Source organism: Paraburkholderia polaris (assembly GCF_012927345.1).
Taxonomy (GTDB): Bacteria; Pseudomonadota; Gammaproteobacteria; order Burkholderiales; family Burkholderiaceae; genus Paraburkholderia; species Paraburkholderia polaris.
In genome coordinates this window covers 1-20663 of record NZ_JABBGJ010000080.1, presented here as the reverse complement: position 1 = coordinate 20663, position 20663 = coordinate 1, and the positions used below count along the sequence as shown (strand labels likewise).

Sequence of the window (20663 nt, the reverse complement as noted above, 5' to 3'; positions counted from 1 at the left end):
GAACCTACAACCGCAGCGGAGACAGGAATGAACGAAGCAGAAGTCCAGCGGGAAATCGTCCGGCTGGAGCAGGCGCGCTGTCGTGCGCTCGTGGAAGCAGATATCGATTCACTACAGAAGCTCGTATCCGACGACGTGGTCCACGTGCACGCGAACGGAAAAACGGACGACAGACACGCCTATCTGGCGATGGTCGATGGCCAGATCCGGTTTCTCGAAGCCAACCGCGAGGCACTCGACGTGCGGGTCTACGGTGACACCGCGATCGCGACCGGACGGCTCGATCAGGTGATCGAAATCAAACAGACCGCGCAACGCATCGACATGCACGTGATGACCACCCAGGTCTGGGTGCAACGTGGCGGCGCCTGGCAACAGGTCACCTTCCAGGCCACCAATGTGTAACCGGAGTTCATTTTGACAATCGCTGTAACGGCGCGCGAGCGCCCTGCCCGCACAGGCGCCCAAAGCCAAAGCCCGACGCGCTTCATGTCCGGCGCAAAGATGGTCATCGCAGCCCTCGACGCCGAACAAGTCGACACCATATGGGGCTATCCCGGAGGCGCCGTGCTGCCGGTGTACGACGCCCTTCAGGGTTGCGGCACGATCACCCATGTGCTTGTGCGCCACGAACAGGCCGCTGTTCATGCCGCCGACGGATACGCACGCGCAACGGGTCGCGTCGGCGTCGCCCTGGTTACCTCGGGGCCTGGCGTGACAAACGCCGTGACGGGTATCGCGACCGCCTATTTCGATTCGATCCCGCTCGTGGTCATTTCCGGCAATGTGCCCACCGAAGCGATCGGCAAAGACGCCTTCCAGGAGTGCGATACGATCGGCATCACGCGCTCGGTCGTCAAGCACAACTTCCTGGTCAACGATGTCACGCAACTCGGCGTGACTCTGAAAAAGGCCTTTTATATTGCGCGTACTGGCCGACCAGGGCCCGTGGTGGTCGACATTCCCAAGGACGTGTTGCAAGCGTCGGCACTGTTCGAGTATCCGCAGGCGATTGCGTTGCGCTCATACAAGCCCCGCACAGAGGGACACGGGCGACAGATCGCACGGGCAGCGGACGTTATCCGCCTAGCGCAACGACCTTACATTTATGCAGGCGGCGGTGCGGTTTCAGCCGACGCATCTTCGCTGTTGATCGCGCTAGCAGAACTGCTCGACGCCCCTGTCACCACCACGTTGATGGGGCTCGGCGCGTTCCCTGGCACAGATCGTCGCTTTGTCGGCATGCCCGGCATGCATGGGACCTATGAAGCCAATATGACGATGCAACAATGCGACGTGCTGATCGCCATTGGTGCGCGCTTCGACGATCGCGTGATTGGCAATACGGATGATTTCTCGGTACCGGGTCGTTCGATCGTGCATATCGACATCGATCCGGCCAGCATCGACAAGCGAGTGAAAGTCGATGTGCCGATCGTTGGCGATGTGAAGAGCGTCCTGCAGGAACTGTTGAATGCGCTGGGCGCGGGTGCGGCGATCGAACGGGCAAACCGGGCCGACTGGTGGGCGCAGATCGACAACTGGCGTGCACGACGTTGTCTCGCTTTCACGAACAGCACGAAGATTATCAAACCCCAGTTCGTGATCCAGAAACTTTGGGAGGTCACGCGCGGAGATGCATTCGTATGCTCCGACGTCGGGCAGCATCAGATGTGGGCCGCTCAACTCTACCCGTTCGCCAAGCCGCGCCGTTGGATCAACTCTGGCGGCCTCGGAACGATGGGCGTCGGTCTGCCTTATGCAATGGGTGTCAAACGAGCGAATCCCGATGCGGACGTGGTGACCGTGACAGGTGACGGTTCGATCCAGATGTGCATTCAGGAACTGTCGACCTGCCGCCAATATGGTCTGGATGTGAAGATCGTGTCGCTGAACAATGGCTCGCTCGGCATGGTCAAACAGCTCCAACATGTTCATTACGGTGACCGTTATTCACAGTCCTACATGGACGCGCTGCCCGATTTTGTCGCGCTAGCACGGGCATACGGCCATGTGGGTTTTCAAATCGAAAAGCCCAGCGACGTGGAGCCCGTCCTGCGAGAAGCACTCTCGCTGAAAGATCGGACGGTTTTCATGGATTTCGTCACTGATTCGACTGAGAATGTCTGGCCGATGGTGCGCGCTGGCTCGGGGCTCACCGATATGCTGCTGAGTTCCGGCGATCTGATCTGACATGCCTGTCGGTCAGGACAGACCGACGACGCGCTGCGCGGTCAGCACGTCTTTTAGCTTCAAAGCAGCGGTGAATGGACTTCCAAGTTCGGTATGTTCGAGCGAGAGGACCTTGGAGGTGCGCTGAGGGCAGAGTTCAATCCGGAGAGCAGCTCTGATGCGAGCAACGGTAGTCGTCAGGCGAGTCAAACGCTGATTAATGAGGCCGGACCGCGTCGACGGCAGTGACTCGCCGTTCGTCTTCCTGTAAAGAACAACCGGGGTACGGAGTACTCCTCTGCCGAGTAGATTCCGGGCGTATATCGGATTCATCTCGTCTCCGCTCGCGCGAACGCTGGAGCGGAGATGGGCACCGCTTATCAGAACTGTTGCAAAATGCTTTGCAATTCGGCAGCGAACGTCGGTGGATCGATAACGAATGCGAGATGGTTGCCTTTCATTTCTACATACCGACCGCCCAGCTTCTCGGCCATCACACGAGCCGTCCGCGCATAATATGCTTCGGCGCTAAGCGTTCCTGCTGCCGTGATTACCGGCACGCCGCTTTGACGGATACTGTCAAGATTGGGCACGTATTTTCCAATACTGAGGTACTCGTAACGCATGAAGTGCGCCATGTTGCCGCCCTGGTCGCCGGGCGCGGCCGACGGAGCGTCGAATCCCACGAGCGACTCGGCGAATTTTCTCATGGCGGGTCCAGGCCCCTGCTCGATGAACAGCTCGTAAACTTCCGCCATGAAGCGGTTCCAATGGTCCGCGTCGGGAAGAATGCCAATCACCGCCGGCTCGTGCGCGACAAGACCCTTGACTAACTCTGGATGGTCTTCTGTCAGCTTGATCGCGATGTTTGCGCCACCGCTATTGCCGAAAACCAAGGCTTTCTCTGATCCCAGTGCACGAATGATCGCTGCAGCATCGCGTCCTTGCTGCGCCATGTCCAGGTCAACTTCTGTGTTTCCCGAACTCCTCCAGCTAGCACGCCGGTCGTACCTCACTACCGTATAGTCTTCGGCCAGAAGCGCAGAGAGTGGCACGTACCGGCTCGCGTCGCCGTTTCCTCCTACTACCAGCAACAATAACGGCCCCTGGCCTTCTACGTCGTATGCGATGTCCGCACCTTCTGTGTGTACTGTCCTAAACCGCGCCATTGCAATATGCTCCCGTTAATTCAGAAGTCCGACTGGCTCCGCGCCGACCCACAGCACGATCAAATCTACATTTCGACGTGTCTCCAGTGCGGCGTTGGCAATCTTCGACACTCAGACTATGAACCCGACCGGCAAGGACGAACAGATGCCACCACTTCCGGACGTATGCACCTCCGGCATGGCCCGCGAAATTCTGTTAGCCCCACAATTGAGGCTAACAGCATGCAAACAGGACCCGTATGAGATTTGGTCATCCCATCCCGAGAACGAAAACAAGCGAGTCTATGCGCCAACTCACGGAGCGTCGTGCAAAGAGGCGCGAGCTAAACTGGCATATCCCTTCACTTCAGGGCTATCTTCGCCGGTACAACCGGGACGTGACGGTCCACGAGAGCTACTTTAACCAGCCCTGAAACGAGCACGACGGCCAAGGTCCCCAATACGATAGCGCTGCCCCCTTCCAGGAACGCTCCGCCGCTTAGCACACTAGCGGTGCCGCCCGCGCTGCGGATACCTCTGTCCCGGACCCGGCACGCGCTTCATGTTCGGCGGCGCAGCCGCCTGATCAGGCTGAGCGTTTAATGACGCGCCTGAACAGCGCGGCGTGGGCTTTGTTCAGCTCCTCGCCGGCTCTAGGCCGGTCAACGCGCAGGCGGCGTTGCCGCAGATCTTAGAGCGCGATGCTTTCGCGTAGAAAAGCTCCCGCATCGGACAGGCTGGCGAGCATGTCCAGCGGCGTCATCACGTCTTTCGGGCGATACAAGCGCTTGATGCACCCGGGCTTGATCGGGTCGAGCACATCGGTGGAGAACAGGCACGGCTGGTGGAAGTTCATAAACGGGTTGAGGAACTCCTCGCAGAACGTTTTGAAGGGCGCTGCGTGTTGCTGCGGGATGTAGGCGTAGCCAAATAGCTTGCGCACCACCGCGTCGTTCTTGGTCTGCACCAGTCCATTGTCGGTACTATGCTATGGGCGGCTGCGGGTGAACTCGATGCGCAGCTTGTCCAGCATCTCAGCCACCCGTGGTTGACTTACTCGCTGCCGCTGTCGGCGTGAACGCCTAGGATGGCAAACGGAAACTGATCGAGCATCTGCTCGATCACGGGTAGCAGGTCTGCGTCGGAAATTGTCTGCGCCCTGGCCGTCACTTCCCACTGAGTGACGCAATCGAGCGTTGATGTGGTACAGGCACTTGGCGCCATCGAGATCGCCTTGATGGACGCTGTCGATGCGGATGACACCGGGCCCCCCGGGGGGGCGGTGCATGGCGCGTGCCGATCGTCACCGCCTTCGTCGAAGGGGGTCTTGGTTTGCACGACGCACGGTCGCGATAAGTGGCGCTCTTGCGCAGGTTGTACAGGTGCCCCAGAGATCGAGCCCAGCCGCTCGAAGCGCGTATCGCCGAAAACGTCGCGCTGGCGTCGCAGCACGCAGGCCTTCGCCGTTCCCGAAAGCGTACCCATGGCGCGGTCTACTTCGGCCAGCAGCGTCACATCAAGGGCCGTATAGTGTCGTGCAAAAAACGTGTTCGGGGGCGCGGCAATGTTTGACCAGCGGCTTGCGCGCCATCCAGCGCGACACCAACTGAGTGACCTGCGCGCAGCTATAGCCGCTCAGCTGCAGATAGGCCAGTGCCACACCGCGCTCTGGGCGATTCAACTGGCGGTAGTCCATGCACCGTAGCACGGCATCAATACAGGCGTAGCGCCCGCAACATCCCCGGCCTGCCTGAATCCGGGAGCCCGCGTGCCCGCCAGGACCTGCCGCGTCTTATCGACGGTGCTCACTTGTGCTTCGTTCGTATCGGTCACCATCCCCTGATGATGATCGACCCGCCACGCCGGCCAGCAGCCCGTCAGCCAGACAATCGCCGTTCCCGGGTCTCCCCAAGCTCGCCCCCGTTAGAATCACGCCCGTGTCTCCACGCTCGTACCTCGTTGGACAAGACTAGCGGTTGGCGGCGTCCGTTCATAGTGCGAGAGTCCGAGTACATTTCCGGCACGTCGCTTGTCCGATGACCCTCAAACTTCTCGCGCTCAGTCATGGTCACCTCCGCCTGCCGCCTGCACGGCGGTGGGTGGCGCTGATAGCCTGATACCTCAGCGTCGAGCGTCAGCGTTCCGCGATGCCAATCTCGATTTGCGAGAGATCGAGCGTATCCGCGAGACACTCGTCTCCCGTCGAGCCGCGAATTGCGTCGGGCGCTGCGTGCTGGTGGGCGGCAGCCCCCTCGATGCCGACAAAAAGGATTGGCCGACACGTAATGCTGCTGGTCGCCTGGATACCCCTTTCGGCAGGTCAGTGTCGCCCTACAGATGGACACCCGACGCTTTGCTTTTCAGCGTGTGGCGGCGGCCGGTTGATGCCTGCGGTGTCGCCATCTCAGCCCGGCCGCACCACTGCGTCGCAGCGTTTTCGGCGGTCTCGCACGACGCGATGGCTGCACCGGCGTGACCAACCTGCTTCAGTCTCACTGGCTGCTGCATCGGCCGCGAGGGGCGCCTTTCGTCCGAACGACGTTATACGGCCTTGAGTACGATCAGTTCAACCGAGGGGGGCGGAAGCGCCGCCGATATTACGCATTCCGCGCCGTTCGTCTGTCTCGCGTCGATCAGCGTCATCTGGTTCGACGAATCGATCCGGTACCGACTCACCGAATACATACGCGACCCCCACGGCAGTCCTTCCACGATCACATAATATCCAGCGTTGCTGGCATAGCTGATAGTGCGGCGGTCAGGCAGTATGAACGTCGCCAGTCCGGGGATGGCGAAGCTATTCCCGCCAGGATTCGGGCCTAGGTCGGCCGCCGGAATCTGGTAATTGCTGATCAGGATGTGCACCTCGCTCTGGTCCGCGGAACGGCCGGCGAGGACCGAGTATCCTTTGTCGTCCTGACCGCTCGTGGTGAGACGGAACATCTCTGCCAGACCGCCCACCGCGGCGAACGCGCTGCCTGCCTTGGTCAGAGAGCCGTCGTTCTGCAGTAGCGGTGCAGTCCGTTGATAACAGCAGGAGCGATCGATTGGCGCGTCCTGCATGCTGGTCAACGAAGTTGCCACAAATGCGGCGAGCTGCTCAGGGGCGGGCGTGTCGCTTAGCGAATAGTTCCACTCGTTCAGATGCAGCTCCGTCGAGGAAAAGCCATACTGGTTCAGCAGTGTCCGATACTGATTGGCGAGAACGATAAAGTCTAACGGATCATTGAAGAACGGGTACCAGTGAAAGGAATAGAAGTCGAGCGGCAAACTGTTGCCCTGAATGAACTGCAGGAAAGATCCCATCAGACCGTACTGGACGTTATTTGTTACGGTGGTTGGTCCGCCCACCTTCAGCGTGGGGTCGACCGACTTGATCGCGGTCGACAGCTGCTGGTAAAACTCGTAGTACTGCTGTGGCGGGTTGGCACTGGTCCAGCCCATATCCGGCTCATTCCAGATCTCCCAGTACTGGATCCCGTAGTTGAACCCGTTCGCCCATCCGTGGTTGTAGTGCAGCACGATCTGCTTTGCCACTGCCGCGTATTGAGCGAAGTCAGTCGGCGGTGGAGAGTTGTTAGGCAGGCCAACCATCGACCGGTCACTTCGTCCCAGGCTAAAAAATACGCTGCTGTTGCTTCGGATGATGCCGGCGATAACGGTATCCGTGGGAGCAAAATTGTAGTTGGCGGGATTCAGCGGGTCTGCACTCCAGTCTGGAAAAATTCTATTGATGTTCGTTCCTCCGATATCTCCGGTGCCATCCGCATCGAGGTCGTGCGTGCGAACGAAGTTGATGCCCATCTGCGAATACACCGATGTCAGGTCCAGTCCTTCCGGGTTGAAAATATTTGCGGTCGGCGTTGTCCCTGGCGGGATGTTCTCGACGCCCAGGTAAGCCGGAACTGGTGGGCCGTTCACGCCCTGCAGTGACCGTATAACACCCAGGTTGGAGCCGGCATTGACCGACACGAGCCGGTAACCGAGTGCCGCCGCTTGATCAGCCGCACTGGCAGCACCTGACGCACCTAGGCCCGACCCGCCACACGCATCCAGCAGGACGCCACTGACTGACATCAGACCCATGCCTCCGAGTCTCTTCAGCGCGTCACGCCGTCCGCGAAGTTGATCATGCGCACCATTCCTCGTGATCTTCATGCCGTCTCCATCCGTTATCTGTTGATGCTAGCCTGCTCTAGCAGGCCGTTGAAATATCCGCCGTTGATGCGCTCAGATGCACTACGACGGATGCTGGGTTCGCACTTTTGAAACGCGGAATACGTTTGCTGGCATTCGACGTTGCCCGCGGGTTCACCATATCGGTGTTATCCATTGCTTCTTGCACCTCAACTGGCAAGTGTGCGCATACGCGTCAGGTCGTAGCCGACCTGCGTCAGCACGAAGAGCTGTCTACGCGTTGAAGTCCTCGATACATTGCTTGTCGAATTCGTCCGACTGTCTTGCCCCATCCGAACACCTGCTCAATGCGCCTACGTTTTTGCTGGCTGACCGCGTAACCCGGCCAGCGCGCAGTTCGCTCGTCAATTGCTGAACCGCTCGGACGCCCATCGTTTTGTGCCACATGCGGCGTGACACGATTCGCGCGACAACTGCCGACGAAGCCGGCGGTGTCGTAGTTCTTGTCCGCGCCGACCGTAATTGCCCGGTGCAACACTTGCGGCATCAGCAAGCATCAGCTCGGCCGCGTCGTGCTCGGCGGTGCCCGTCGCCAGCGTCATCTGCGCGTTGACCACCAGGCCGGTGCCGGTTGTCGGTCAGCGCATGGTCTACATAGCAGAGCATCGCCCCGGCTCCTTTGCTCTTGCGAAAGAGGCGTGCCTGCTCGTCCGTCGTCCGTACCAGCTTCTCCGGCGCGATGCCCGGCCAACCTCTTTTAGCGTCGGCCCCTACATCCGCACGAACACATCGTTCATGCGTTTAAGCGCGTCATTGAGCCAGGTGAAAATTCGACGCAACAGATGGTTGACCGCTACATGACGTATTTCACCGGCACGTTAGGCGTGGACAGGTCATGCAGCTAAATTTCCCCCGCCACGATAAGGAATCCTTATTTCTTCTAACTGTACCGCTCGCTTAGAGCGAGTGCTTGATGCCCTCGTACTCACACTTTGAATCTGGCCGGCGCAGATGGACAGATGCAGGCGTTTCCGGACATATGCACGTCTGGCATAGCTCGAAAATTTCTATGTTAGCCCCGCCAATCCATACTCCATGTACGCACGGAGTTTATGTAACCGCTCTATTCGCGGATACAACTTGAATGTGACGGTCCATTATCGCGAGTCCCATTAGTCCTGAAACGAGCACGGCCACCAACGTTCCGAAGAATACGATCGCGTTCGCGCCACCCGCTTCCAGCAACACACCACCGCTCAACACGCTGGCGATGCCACCCGCGCGGCTTATGCCAACGCAGACACCAAGACCTGTTGCACGGTAACTCGCTGGATAAGCCATCACGGCTAGCGCGTAAATAATCGATTGCGCCATACCTCCACTGACACCCGCAATAGCCATCGCCGCACCGATCTGCCCAGTCTGGTAAACGCCGGCAGCAAGAATCTGGGGAAGCCCGACCGCCGCGACGATCGTGCATACGATCGCTACCAGCAAAGGCAGACGTGAACCAAGGCGCGGCAGCAACGCCGCACTCAGAAGGACACCGATTGCCGCGGAAAAGGTGTAGATCGAGGTACCGCGGATGGCGTCCTGCAGACTGGAACCCGCACCGACCAGAACTGTCGGTGTCCAGCTCATGAACGCGAACGCCGCGTACGAAAGCCCGAAGAACCCAACCCATAGACCGGCGTTCACACGCAGATTTCCGGCCGAAAGCAGGCGCCCTGCCGCCTTATCAAGTGTAGGAGGGGTTACGGGTCGCTCGACATCGACAGGTCTGGTGCGCACGGCACCCATCACCCGATCGATCCACTTGAGCGCCTGTGCCGCACGCTGTTTGCGGACGAGAAATGAAAGTGATTCGGGCAGCAAACGCAAGCTAAAGGCGACGGCAATCATCGTTATAGTTCCACTCACGATAAAAACACTGCGCCAACCGAAAGCGGGGATGAGCGGTCCCGCCAGGAGGCCACCGATAGTCCCCCCTGCCATGGTTCCTATCGACATACCGATGATCAACTGGCCGCGACGACCACCGGGACACCATTCAGAGGCAAGCGACATCGCAGTGGGAACAGCAATGCCAAAGCCCACGCCGGAAAGAAATCGCAGGCCGACCAGTTCCGGTACGTTGCGCACCAGCGCCGACGCGAAGGTTGTCGCACCGAATCCAGCGACTGCGCAAATCAAGGTTCGCCGGCAACCGAACCGGTCCCCCAGGAAACCTCCGGCCCCTGCTCCAATACTCATGCCAAGGAGCGCTGCTGCCAGCGCCGGCGCCAGCTGAGCTTTGGTTATCTTCCATTCGGCAAGCAGGACCGGGCTTGCGAAAGCAAGAAGCTGGAAATCGAGTCCGTCTATGATGAGAAAAATGAGGCATAGCAGGAAGATAATCTTCTGCCTTCCAGTAACCGGGTGGTTATCAATCAGATCTTCAAACATTGCAAGTCTCCATGTTTAATTACGGTCCTGACAGGCACCCCGACGCGGAGAAGTCCGCGACGTCTAGTCCCCGCGGGGGACACTGTTGCGTCGCGCGCAACAGTGTTTGACTCTCCATCGCCTTCCAGCGTACGAGACAAGGGGGTAATCTCCGTACATACCAGTAGGAGTTACCAAATGAAACCGATCCTCTGTTTCTTTTTTCTCGCTTTAGTATTGAGCTCGCAAGCCCAAGCCGCTGAAGCCGCGGCCTTCGCTTCACAATCCGCGTGTGATTCCGCGCGCGTTCCGCAAACGTCGCTTCAAGGCGTTCGTCCGTGGACGGTGGCGGACGAGAGTTGGTATCAGCACGGCAACCAACGCTGTGCACGTGCCCAGTCGGCACGCACTCTGGCGCAGACCAGATCCCGGCCGAGCACGGTCAACGCAGAGTAATCAGGCGCCGGGGCGTTGCACCCCGACGATGCGGCCGACTATCGGCAGATCTTCACTGGGCGCCGCTTGCCGCAGATACGCCGGACGCAGCGGGAGCCTTTTTGTGGAATCCCTTGAATTTTTTAGTCCGGTGATAATCTGGTGAGTCCGTTATGGTGGCTGGATTCTGTCCCAGATATGCCTGGTCTTTCGGAGTGGACGCGGCCTTGGGTTTCTCGGGCTTCTGCGCGATTGCGGTACCCGACAGAATCAGGAATAGAGCCAGGAGGGTGATGTGTTTCATGTCGCTCACTCGAGTTGGATGCCAATGGGAAGTGGGATGCATCGAAATTTGGGCAGATTCGTTTCCGGCTCCAGCCTTCAGAACTCGTGACGCAGGCCCACCTCGAAGCTGTTCTCGTTCTGACCCGGCGTGGGCAGCTTCTGCGCGGCGTATGTGTCGATCGAACCCGGTAGCAGACCGAAGGAAACGGCATCCGCATTGGACAGGTGCGCGAAGTTTGCATAGACACTAGTGCGCTTCGAGAAGGGATAGATGTAGCCAATAGCCGATTGCGAAGCGCGCGTACCTCCGGCGTTCTGGTTCCATCGGGTGAAGTACGAGCTGCGGATCGCCCCCGCAAATACGGGTACCGTGACGCCCAACATGTAACCTTCCATGTTGCCGAGTTGAGGGACACTGTTTCTCTCCAGGAATCCGTGCAGCTTAAGATAGTGGAGATCATACGTGGCTCCGAGTGTGTAAGTGGTTGTCGGAACACTCGCCTCGTTGCTCAGACCGAAGGTCGAACCGGCCTGCCTCTGCGACTCGTATGAGGCCGCTACGTACACATTTTTACCTGAATAGTAGAGGCCACCAGCGACCGTACTCCCCAGCGTGGTGGGTGCGTCAGCCCTGCCACTGGGCGCATACATCAAACGTCCTACCAGCCCGCCAAAGCGCGGTGTAATGTACTGGATCGAACCGTTTATCGTCCCCAGCGACCCTCTCGCATTGCCCGAAGGTCCTGGAAACTGGGTCGACAGCGAGATGATTGAGCCGTTAGTCGACCGTCCGAACGGATCTACGGGAACCGTGACCCATACGGATGGCGCGTACTGGCTACCTAACTGCAGGGTTCCGTAATCCGCATTGGACAGGCCAACGTACGACTCACGCGCGAAGAAGGAGACCGGACTGAATTGCGCGCCAGTTGTGGCGTTGAACCAGCTTTCAAGCTTGAAAATCGCCTTTGTTCCGCCTCCGAGATCTTCGATACCGCGCAGTCCCCACCACGATATGTCGCTGAGCTCGCTGATGGCAGTCTTGCCCTTGGTCGCTCCGTTGTCGGAGAAGCTATCGGCCGAGACCGCTACGTCGATCCGACCGTAAAGCGTAATGGAACTCTGAGCGTGCGCTGTGCACGAAAGCATTCCCGCGAGGGTAAGCGCCAAACTGAATCTACTCTTGTACATCCCGTCTCCTGATTTCTTATGTTTTACTCAAATCGTTGCACAACGTCGGCGATTGACCCGCCGTGACCCTTCGCTACCTCGACCGCATAGAGGAACGACAAGCCAGTCCGCGTCGCCTGGTCTCTTTCTAGTGCGCCGCGCGTTTCACAACCCGTTATGCGGCAGGCAGAAGACCGTGCGGGTCAATGACGAATTTCCTCGGCACGCCCGAATCGAACTCCGCATAACCGTCAGGGGCCTGATCCAGGCCGATGACCTGAACGTTAACGATTTCCGCGATGTTCAAGCCACCCCTCAGAATTGCGCGCATCAGATTCCGGTTGTACTTCATCACAGGGGTCTGCCCGGTGAAGAAGCTATGCGACTTCGCCCATCCCAGCCCAAGCCGGACCGACAGGCTGCCATGCTGTGCCGCGCTTTCTTTTGCACCCGGATCGTCGGTCACATACAGCCCCGGAATGCCAATACTCCCCGCGACGCGAGTGACATCCATCAGCGAATTCAGAACAGCGGCCGGCGCTTCGGCCTGCGAGCCTGCATGCCCATGACCTCTCGCTTCAAAGCCAACGCAGTCAATGGCGCAGTCAACCTCAGGCTCTCCGGTGATCTCAGCGATCTGCTCTCGGAGGGGGGAGTCCTCTGACACGTCCACTGTTTCGAAGCCCACGCTTCTCGCATGTTGCAAACGTGCCTTGTTCACGTCGCCCACGATGATGACCGCTGCGCCCAGCAGCCTGGCAGACGCGGCGGCAGCCATCCCGACGGGCCCCGCGCCAGCGATATACACTGTCGATCCGGGGCCGACATTCGCCGTCACCGCGCCGTGGTAACCGGTTGGCAAAATGTCGGACAGACACGTCAGGTCGCGGATGCGCGCCATCGCCTGGTCTTTATCAGGAAAGCGAAGTAAATTGAAATCTGCATAAGGCACCATCACGTACTCGGCCTGACCTCCGATCCACCCGCCCATATCAACATATCCGTAGGCGCCTCCCGCACGCTCAGGATTCACCGTCTGGCACACACCGGTGTTCTGCGATTTGCACATCGGGCAGCGTCCGCACGCAACATTGAACGGCACTGATACCAGATCGCCCTTCGCGATCATCGAGACGTCCGAGCCAACTTCGATCACCTCGCCGGTAATTTCGTGGCCTAGCACCAAGCCCGCAGGCGCCGTGGTCCGGCCACGCACCATGTGTTGATCTGAGCCACAAATGTTGGTCGAAACCACCCGAAGGATCACGCCGTGATTTGATTTCTTTCCTCGTGGGTTGACCAGCTCCGGAAAAGCAATGCTCCGCACCTCGACCTTTCCAGGGGCTACATACACCACGCCTCTGTTACCCGTCATATTTGTCTCCTCAGTTCGGGCGCCTAGCCCTTGTCCTCACATATGAGCCCCACAATATCGTCACGCGACGGCTGCAAATCCACGACGATGGCGACACGAAAGGTCGCCGCTGCAGACAACTCCCACGCGTCGTCCGCGGCCTCAAACAACGGGGTCCCCCAGCGCTCTCTTCGAGTTACTGCGATCGGGACCCAGTGTGTGAATAAACTTCCAGCGACGCCAGATGCCATGAATTTCCGTGTAATGCCGCGAATGCATATCAGCAGCGCACGCGTGACCACCACGGCGGCAGCATCGGGAAAACACTGACGTCGGCAAGTCACCATATAGTTGATTTACCAACTAGATTGGCCTATCGTTGATATACCAACTGCAGCGACACTTCGTCTGCGCGCAGAGCATCTCAACTTTTCGCAGACGGACTCGGACCGCCCGCAGGTTAGTATCGGATACCGAGTGAAGGTGATCGCGTCACCTCTGAAACGGATGACGCCGGAGCGCGTCACCGAACAAATATCAAATCGTGGGACAGATGAGTACCATACCCGTAGTTGTACAAAGCAAATCCGTCGCAGCCGAGGGCATCATGTCGTTCACCCTTGTGCCGCAAACCGGCATTGACCTTCCGGCGTTCGAAGCCGGTGCGCACATTGATGTACATGTCGGCCACGGGTTGATCCGGCAATATTCTCTCTGCAATGCGCCATCCGAGCGACATCGTTACCTGATATCCGTTTCGCTGGAGCCTCAGTCACGAGGCGGCTCGTCGGCCATGCACGAACAGATATGCGCGGGCGACATTTTGCAGATCAGTGCGCCGAGAAACCATTTCCCACTGGTTAATGCCGAGCGTTATCTCCTTCTCGCTGGCGGCATCGGTATCACCCCAATTCTTTGCATGGCCGAGCATTTGAGCGCCGCCAACGCCGACTTCGAAATGCACTATTGCACGCGATCGCCGGAACGCACAGCTTTCCGCTCACAGATTGCTGATTCAACGTATCGTGACCGGGTGCATTTCCACCACGATTCCGGCGAAGCCGACCAGAAGTTGGACTTCGGGCGCTTGTTCTCGAAGCTCGGTCGCGGTACTCACGTTTTCCTATGCGGACCGACAGGATTCATTGAGCACGCGACCAATACTGCTCGAGCTTGCGGTTGGCCCGATGAGGTCATTCACTTCGAATATTTCTCCGCTGCGCCGGTCGATGCGTCGGGGGAAACCAGCTTTGAAGTCCGCGTGGCTAGCAGTGGCAACTGCTACGTTGTACCGCCGGGCCAGACAGTTGTCTCGGTGCTTGCAAAGCACGGCGTCGAGATTCCGGTCTCATGCGAGGCGGGGGTGTGCGGCACCTGCCTTACTGGCGTCCTGGATGGGCAGCCTGATCATCGCGATGTGTTCATGACGGACGAAGAGCACGCTCGAAACGATCAGTTCACACCCTGCTGCTCGCGGTCCAAGGGTGATCTTCTGGTTCTTGATTTGTGACCGTGATCGCCAGTTTAAAGACCGGTGCCGCATTTGCCCAACAGCACAACTTAGTTACATCCTTCGATACACGCATAAAGGTCTCAAAAATGTCTGAACTCAAACTCGATCGCGTCACTCCTTCCGCATCGGGAGGGGAAGGTCAATTTCCGCTAAATCAATGGTACGTCGCGGGCTTTTCGTCAGAATTGACGGACAAACCGATAGCCCGCACCCTGCTTGGCCAACCAGTGGTTCTGTTTCGCACAGCCGAAGGCCAAGCAGCGGCGCTCGAAGATCGTTGCTGCCACAGGAGCTTGCCGCTGTCGTTTGGTAGCGTCGAAGTGTGCGGAATCCGATGCGGCTATCACGGACTGCTCTACGCTCCGAACGGTCAGTGCATCGAGATTCCCGGACAGGAGAAGATCCCGTCGAGAGCGAGAGTGAAGTCCTATACCATGAGCGAGAAGCAGCACCTGTTGTGGATATGGATGTCGGATTCCTCGGGAACAGCGCCGACGCATAACGCTCCGGATTATCCGCATCACGACAATCCTGAATATAGCTTCGGCACAGGTGTATTTCACTATGATGCGCCTTACCAGCTGGTTCATGACAACCTTCTGGATTTAAGTCACGTCGGTTACGTGCATGCCAAGACTATCGGCGGAAATGCACGTCAGCATATGAACTCCAAACTTGAAGTGACAAGCGAAGGCAACGTCGTGCGAGCGATACGGATGATGCCGGGGACGCCTCCGCCTCCGACCTACAAAGCGGCATGGCCCTTCGCGGCAAGTTGCGACCGTTGGCAGGAATGCGAATTCGACGTGACCCACCTGAGAATCTTCACGGGCGCGATGGAGCCGGGATCTGGACAGATCGACGCGCCTGATCGAGGCGGCTTTCACATGCGCGGATTCCACGGGGTAACGCCCGAGACCGCAGAGACTACGCACTACTTTTGGAGCATAGCGACGAACCATCATCCGGATATGCCCGACACCATCGATATAACCGTCCAGCAGGTGAAAGACACTTTCGAGGAAGACCGCGTGATTATTGAAGCGCAATTTGCGAATATGAAAAAGTTCGGCAGCGCTGCCAGCTGGACGGACATCCACGTCGACGCGGGCACAAACCGGGCGCGCCGTATCGTTGAGAAACTGGTGCAGCAACCCGATTCCCGCTAGCCGTGCCACAGTGCTGCATACGGGCGTAAGCACAAACACGAGGTCCACAAGCTGGCAAGTAGGCACAAATTTTTGCAACCAGTGTATTGTTGTATGCCAAAAACAGCACGGGACGAAAGCTTCCAATATGAACTCACGAGATATGCGGGGCAAGGTTGCTCCCAGCGCGCCAGAACACCCGAAGGTAGTTGACTTGCAGCGATTTGCGCCAGCTTACATCACATGGATTTCCAACAAGCTCTCGCGAGGCGCATCACGGCACTACCTCCAGGAATTCGGAATTGGGATAGAAACCTGGCGGTGCATGGCGCTGCTCGCCTATCAGGAGGCGGCGTCCGCGCAAGAGGCTTCGAAAATTATCGGAATGGACAAGGCGTCAATTAGCCGGTGCTTCAAGAACATGCTTGACGCGAGTCTGATCATGATGGATTCCGATCCGGCGGATGGGCGCCTGAAAATTGCCAGGCTGACTGGTAAGGGGCGTGAACTGCACGACAGCATCGTTGGCGTGGCGCTTGAGAGGGAACGCGCATTCATGTCCGTTTTAAGCCCCGCGGAGCGTGACGTGTTTGTCAATCTGCTTCAACGCCTGCACGAAAATCTGCCTCAGGTCGAAATCGCTACCAGCACTTATCTCGCTGAAAACTTTCATGGCGCGGCGGACAGGCGAGCCGGGAAAAAGCGGCGAAGCGCCGGCTCCGTCGGCGAATGAACAGGACCAGAGTCGGTTGAGCGGCGCGGGCGCTCAACCGCACAGAGATTCGGCGGTTCAAAGCTCGCCCGACGATAATTCGGAGTTGAGAGGGATCCCACGCCGTGTTCACATCCCTCCCAATTTTTTGCAGCGGTTGCCCCGAATGCCCAACACAGGGGCGCTGCAAGAGCCAGTAGAGCGATGCAAAAAGCGACGGATAAAGCGGCGCAAACCCTGCTCTTCAAGCTGAATCCGATCGCGAAACTTGCTCACCACAAACATCTTGCGAGAGCCAATATGAAGATGCATCAATTGAGAGATCTGCTGGCAATCGCAGAGACTGGCAGCATCAACGCCGCAGCACGGTATCTCGGCATGTCGCAACCTGCGCTCAGCCGTAGTATCCGGAGCCTCGAAAAGGACGTGGGCACACCCTTGCTTGAGCGTCAGGCGACTGGAACCGCGCTCACTCCGATGGGCAGCCTACTGGTACGGCGCGCCAGTGCGGCGATGAATGAATTGAGATGCGCCCGCGATGAAATCCAGCAATTACAGGGATCGGTCTTCGGCACGGTGGTCGTCTGCATTTCGAGCATGGCACATCTGGCCTTCCTTGACGAAATATTGAAGGCGTTCCAGCAACGTTATCCGGGCGTGCTTTTGCGGGTAATCGAAGGTGTGTTCCCAATGGTCGACGCACGCATTCGTAGCGGCGCTGTCGACTTATATGTCGGACCGGCACCGGAAAGCGGCGCTCCCCCAGGACTTCAGACTGAGAACCTCTTCAATACAAGGCGGGCTGTGCTTGCGCGCAAGGGGCACCCTCTTGCCGAGGCTCGAACACTCGCAGAACTCACCGGAGCAAGCTGGATAACGACCTCGATCACGTCTAAAGCGGAAAAAGAGTTTTCCGGGGTGTTCACCGGTCGTGGACTTCCCGTCCCGAAGCTGGCGATGCAAGCTGAGACAGCGCTCACCTGGATCACCGCGGTCCTATCGACCGACATGCTTGTGATGGTCCCCGACCAATGGGTCGACGCACCCATAACCCGGCATCTTCTGACTCCGATCCCGATCCAGGAAAGCCTTGCTGGCGTCAGTATGACGCTCGTCCGAAGAAGCAACGTGCCATCGACTCCCGCTAGCGAATACTTCTGCGATCTGCTCCGCCGTGTTGCACATTGTCAGGTAGCCGAAGTGGAAAAAGTGGTGGTGTAACCGTCGAATCAGGCGGCCACATCTCTCGCAGGAACCTGCAACCGCGCTTGACTGCCGTGCGGGGCGCGCTCGAACGCGGGCCTCTTATGAGGTCGGCTCTGATTCATTAAAGCCTTCCATGTTGCCGGCCAACGCAACATCGACAAAGTCGCGGAGGAAATCAATCCACGTCCGGATCTTTCTATCCAGATATTGTCGCGATGCGTAAATCGCGAACACCGAGGTACTTTGAAGCCGGTAGTCGTCAAGTATGCGAACGAGCGCTCCGCTGCGCAACGCCGGGAGCGCCGACAACATCGGCAGGACACCGATTCCCAATCCTTCCGTCAGCGCAACGGCAAGGGCGTCCGCCGAGTTGGTGCGCAATCGCGCGGTAGGGAGTTTCACATCCACTTGCCCCTCTTCGCCAAGGAACGTCCAGCTCTCGACCGCCAGATGTGGTGTTACCAATGGCAAGCACGCGTGGGCTGCCAGATCTTCGATCCCGTGCGGCACACCACGTCGTTCGATGTAAGCCGGTGCAGCGCAAAGGACGCACGGCATATCGCAGATCTTTGCCGATACGAGCGCTGAATCCGGCAACGCGTCGCCCGCAATCCTTAGCGAAACGTCGTATCCATCATGAAGGAGGTCCGGAATCCGTTGAGATAGCGTAAGTTCGGCACTGACCATCGGATTGGCTTCCAGATAACGTGTAAGCGCTGGCACGACATACACCTGCCCGAAACTCAGGGGGGCATGGACACGCAAGACGCCAACGGGCTCAGAGTTTGCCTGCGCTGCCTCCGCCTCCGACAGATCCACGAGTGCCAGGATGTCTTTACAACGATGCAGGTATCGCTGCCCCGCATCCGTCAACACCACCTTGCGCGTCGTCCGGTTGAGCAGCCGGCTTCGCAGATGTACTTCCAGATCAGAGATGATCCGGGATACCTGTCCGGTCGCAATATCAGAAAGCCTCGCCGCGGCCGTGAAACTGCCAGTCTCAGCGACGCGCACAAAAACCTTCATGTTCTTTAATATATCCATGCGCGCATCTCCGCTCACTAACATCAGTCGAAACCACGCTTCATCGGAAACGCTTGTACTAATGGGCCGCTTTTGGCCTTTCGACAATACTCCTGGCGTTGAATTGTCCTGTCAATGCTCTGTTGGCGCAATAGACGATCGGATCGGTGTGGCGCGGAAAGCAGGACTGAAGCGACACCTATCAAGTGTGGGTCATGCGGCAAGCTGCTCGCAACCGGGTCGGGATTAGCAGGGCCAATCCTCACCTCCTACCCGGGCAGCAGCGTCCAACATAATGCGAGCCGTAATGGCCGCGAAAGTCGCTTTTTCACGTGAGGAGCCCGGTCCGCCTCACCTGATCGGGAAGCTGACTTCGACCCACAGACGCTCACCCTGCGGCCGGTTCCTCACTGCAAACTCGTGCTGATACTTGAAAACGATTGCGGAGGCCGGCCCCAGGTCGTAACGCAGTTGCGGGCCAATGCCGATTTCCTGGCCGCGGAATCCGTCGTTGGGTGCGGTCTGTCCATTCACCGTGTCATCCGTAACCTGTTTGAGGAAATATCCTTGCACACCAAGCTGGAAACTTTTGGTCACCGAATAGCCGACAAGCCAATCGAGAGTCGCGACATCTCCCGAGTGATAGTCGGTCGCGTGGTTCGGCGAATTGAACTCGATTTGCGCGAGCCCTGATATCTCCCATTCCGAATTAGGAAACCAGGTCACAGACAGGTTCGGCTCGAATGCATAGGTGTTCAGGCCCGTGTTAGCCACCCGGTTGACCGAGTAAGAGCCGGTGGGCAATCCAACGTCCGGCGAAATGAATGCGAAGAGCGTGTGTGACGGGTTGGAATATCCAACCATCAACGGATGAACGATGATGTCGCCAAGCGCGCTGCGCGTGCCCGACGCGCCTGGCACATCGACGTGCAGGTGGAACAAAGGCACCACAATACCGCTCGAAAATGTAAAAGGTCCCAGCGTCGGTCCCCACGTATGAACCACGCGCGGCGCGTCCACGAGAACTTCACTGTGAAACCCGGGAACAGAACTCTTTCCATCAGCACCGGCGAATTTGTTCGAGAAATTGTATTCCGTGTAGTTGTAGAACTGCGTCGCACCGGGAGGCGGCAGAATTCCGTCAAGCACCGTATTCACTCCCACCGGATAAGTGGCGAGTCCATTTTCTGTCGCACGTACCCCGCCTGCCCCCACCAGGCTCGCCATGGCGACTACACTTGCCATCTTCCGTCTCAGCTTCGTTGTTTTATTCATCTCAGTCTCCTTTGCAGTACTAATTTAATGACTTGTTGTGTTCATCAATATTGATGTCGATACAGACTTCACCGGTGCTGCGACGGGCGCGGCTTGATGAATCGATTTTGCAGGTGCGGGGTTCCCAATGCGCCGCGAGCTTTGCGACAAAAATAACTGGTAATAACGGGCGCATGAAGCGAGGCGCCCGCGACGATCTCTCCAGCCTTCATGGACACAGAGAGCAATCTGCTTGCTCCCTGCCCTGTCAGCCAATCTACAAGTTCGTGGCCTGGAAGGTGACCTGTTGCCAGGCGCCGCCACGTTGCACCCAGACCTGGGTGGTCATCACGTGCATGTCGATGCGTTGCGCGGTCTGTTTAATTTCGATCACCTGATCGAGCCGTCCGGTCGCGATCGCGGTGTCACCGTAGACCCGCACGTCGAGTGCCTCGCGGTTGGCTTCGAGAAACCGGATCTGGCCATCGACCATCGCCAGATAGGCGTGTCTGTCGTCCGTTTTTCCGTTCGCGTGCACGTGGACCACGTCGTCGGATACGAGCTTCTGTAGTGAATCGATATCTGCTTCCACGAGCGCACGACAGCGCGCCTGCTCCAGCCGGACGATTTCCCGCTGGACTTCTGCTTCGTTCATTCCTGTCTCCGCTGCGGTTGTAGGTTC

At 58.2% G+C, this 20663-nt stretch carries 18 protein-coding genes and 1 pseudogene; 6 read left to right on the top strand and 13 right to left on the bottom strand.

Translation table 11 applies throughout. From position 1 onward, the window contains the following. Both HHL24_RS41435 and ilvB read left to right on the top strand, forming a co-directional pair. A partial coding sequence (locus HHL24_RS41435) for a nuclear transport factor 2 family protein (protein ID WP_206003254.1) occupies positions 1 to 405 on the top strand: 405 nt, incomplete at its 5' end. Between the two features lie 84 nt (positions 406 to 489). Then, entirely contained in the window at positions 490 to 2193 is a 1704-nt protein-coding gene (gene ilvB, locus HHL24_RS41430) for a biosynthetic-type acetolactate synthase large subunit (protein WP_169491057.1), read from the top strand. Positions 2194 to 2552: 359 nt separating this feature from the next. On the opposite strand, the gene HHL24_RS41425 is transcribed toward ilvB, so the two are convergent. The 10 genes and pseudogenes from HHL24_RS41425 to fdhA form a co-directional block, all read right to left on the bottom strand. After that, positions 2553 to 3341 carry an alpha/beta fold hydrolase gene (locus HHL24_RS41425; RefSeq protein WP_169491054.1) on the bottom strand — a complete coding sequence of 263 codons (789 nt, stop codon included), beginning with the start codon at positions 3339 to 3341 and terminating at the stop codon, positions 2553 to 2555. A 670-nt stretch (positions 3342 to 4011) separates the two neighbouring features. After that, a complete protein-coding gene (locus HHL24_RS41420) occupies positions 4012 to 4287 on the bottom strand; it encodes a hypothetical protein (protein ID WP_169491053.1) in 276 nt (91 codons plus the stop codon). Positions 4288 to 4373: 86 nt separating this feature from the next. Next, on the bottom strand, positions 4374 to 4835 hold the full coding sequence (locus HHL24_RS41415) for a hypothetical protein (protein WP_169491052.1): 462 nt from the start codon (positions 4833 to 4835) through the stop codon (positions 4374 to 4376). A gap of 1 nt (position 4836) precedes the next feature. Continuing rightward, the gene (locus tag HHL24_RS41410; RefSeq protein ID WP_169491051.1) at positions 4837 to 5016 is read right to left on the bottom strand and encodes a hypothetical protein; all 180 of its coding nucleotides are present in this window, start codon (positions 5014 to 5016) and stop codon (positions 4837 to 4839) included. An 845-nt stretch (positions 5017 to 5861) separates the two neighbouring features. Further along, positions 5862 to 7478 (bottom strand): GH39 family glycosyl hydrolase, encoded by a 1617-nt coding sequence (locus tag HHL24_RS41405; protein WP_169491050.1) that lies wholly within the window; start codon positions 7476 to 7478, stop codon positions 5862 to 5864. 188 nt (positions 7479 to 7666) lie between these two features. After that, positions 7667 to 8171: pseudogene (locus HHL24_RS41400) on the bottom strand (transposase); the annotation flags it as partial. A 396-nt stretch (positions 8172 to 8567) separates the two neighbouring features. After that, entirely contained in the window at positions 8568 to 9902 is a 1335-nt protein-coding gene (locus HHL24_RS41395) for an MFS transporter (protein ID WP_169491049.1), read from the bottom strand. Between the two features lie 487 nt (positions 9903 to 10389). Next, positions 10390 to 10620 carry a hypothetical protein gene (locus tag HHL24_RS41390; protein WP_169491048.1) on the bottom strand — a complete coding sequence of 77 codons (231 nt, stop codon included), beginning with the start codon at positions 10618 to 10620 and terminating at the stop codon, positions 10390 to 10392. 77 nt (positions 10621 to 10697) lie between these two features. Beyond that, the gene (locus HHL24_RS41385) at positions 10698 to 11792 is read right to left on the bottom strand and encodes a porin (protein WP_169491047.1); all 1095 of its coding nucleotides are present in this window, start codon (positions 11790 to 11792) and stop codon (positions 10698 to 10700) included. Between the two features lie 154 nt (positions 11793 to 11946). Beyond that, a complete protein-coding gene (fdhA, locus tag HHL24_RS41380) occupies positions 11947 to 13146 on the bottom strand; it encodes a formaldehyde dehydrogenase, glutathione-independent (protein ID WP_169491046.1) in 1200 nt (399 codons plus the stop codon). A 532-nt stretch (positions 13147 to 13678) separates the two neighbouring features. Between fdhA and HHL24_RS41375 the strand changes: the two genes are divergently transcribed. From HHL24_RS41375 to HHL24_RS41360, 4 genes are all read left to right on the top strand, one after another. Further along, entirely contained in the window at positions 13679 to 14635 is a 957-nt protein-coding gene (locus HHL24_RS41375) for a PDR/VanB family oxidoreductase (protein WP_169491045.1), read from the top strand. A gap of 89 nt (positions 14636 to 14724) precedes the next feature. Next, positions 14725 to 15807, top strand: coding sequence for an aromatic ring-hydroxylating dioxygenase subunit alpha (locus tag HHL24_RS41370; protein WP_169491044.1), 1083 nt, complete (start codon positions 14725 to 14727; stop codon positions 15805 to 15807). Positions 15808 to 16111: 304 nt separating this feature from the next. After that, positions 16112 to 16519 (top strand): MarR family winged helix-turn-helix transcriptional regulator, encoded by a 408-nt coding sequence (locus HHL24_RS41365; protein ID WP_169491043.1) that lies wholly within the window; start codon positions 16112 to 16114, stop codon positions 16517 to 16519. 183 nt (positions 16520 to 16702) lie between these two features. Beyond that, positions 16703 to 17719, top strand: coding sequence for a LysR substrate-binding domain-containing protein (locus HHL24_RS41360; protein ID WP_169491042.1), 1017 nt, complete (start codon positions 16703 to 16705; stop codon positions 17717 to 17719). An 84-nt stretch (positions 17720 to 17803) separates the two neighbouring features. Here HHL24_RS41360 and HHL24_RS41355 read toward each other — a convergent pair whose 3' ends face one another. From HHL24_RS41355 to HHL24_RS41345, 3 genes are all read right to left on the bottom strand, one after another. After that, positions 17804 to 18748 carry a LysR family transcriptional regulator gene (locus HHL24_RS41355; RefSeq protein ID WP_169491041.1) on the bottom strand — a complete coding sequence of 315 codons (945 nt, stop codon included), beginning with the start codon at positions 18746 to 18748 and terminating at the stop codon, positions 17804 to 17806. Between the two features lie 330 nt (positions 18749 to 19078). Continuing rightward, complete coding sequence (locus tag HHL24_RS41350; RefSeq protein ID WP_230417800.1) at positions 19079 to 20002, bottom strand: SphA family protein; 924 nt, start codon at positions 20000 to 20002, stop codon at positions 19079 to 19081. 256 nt (positions 20003 to 20258) lie between these two features. Next, positions 20259 to 20636 (bottom strand): nuclear transport factor 2 family protein, encoded by a 378-nt coding sequence (locus HHL24_RS41345; RefSeq protein WP_169491040.1) that lies wholly within the window; start codon positions 20634 to 20636, stop codon positions 20259 to 20261. Positions 20637 to 20663: the final 27 nt, after the last annotated feature.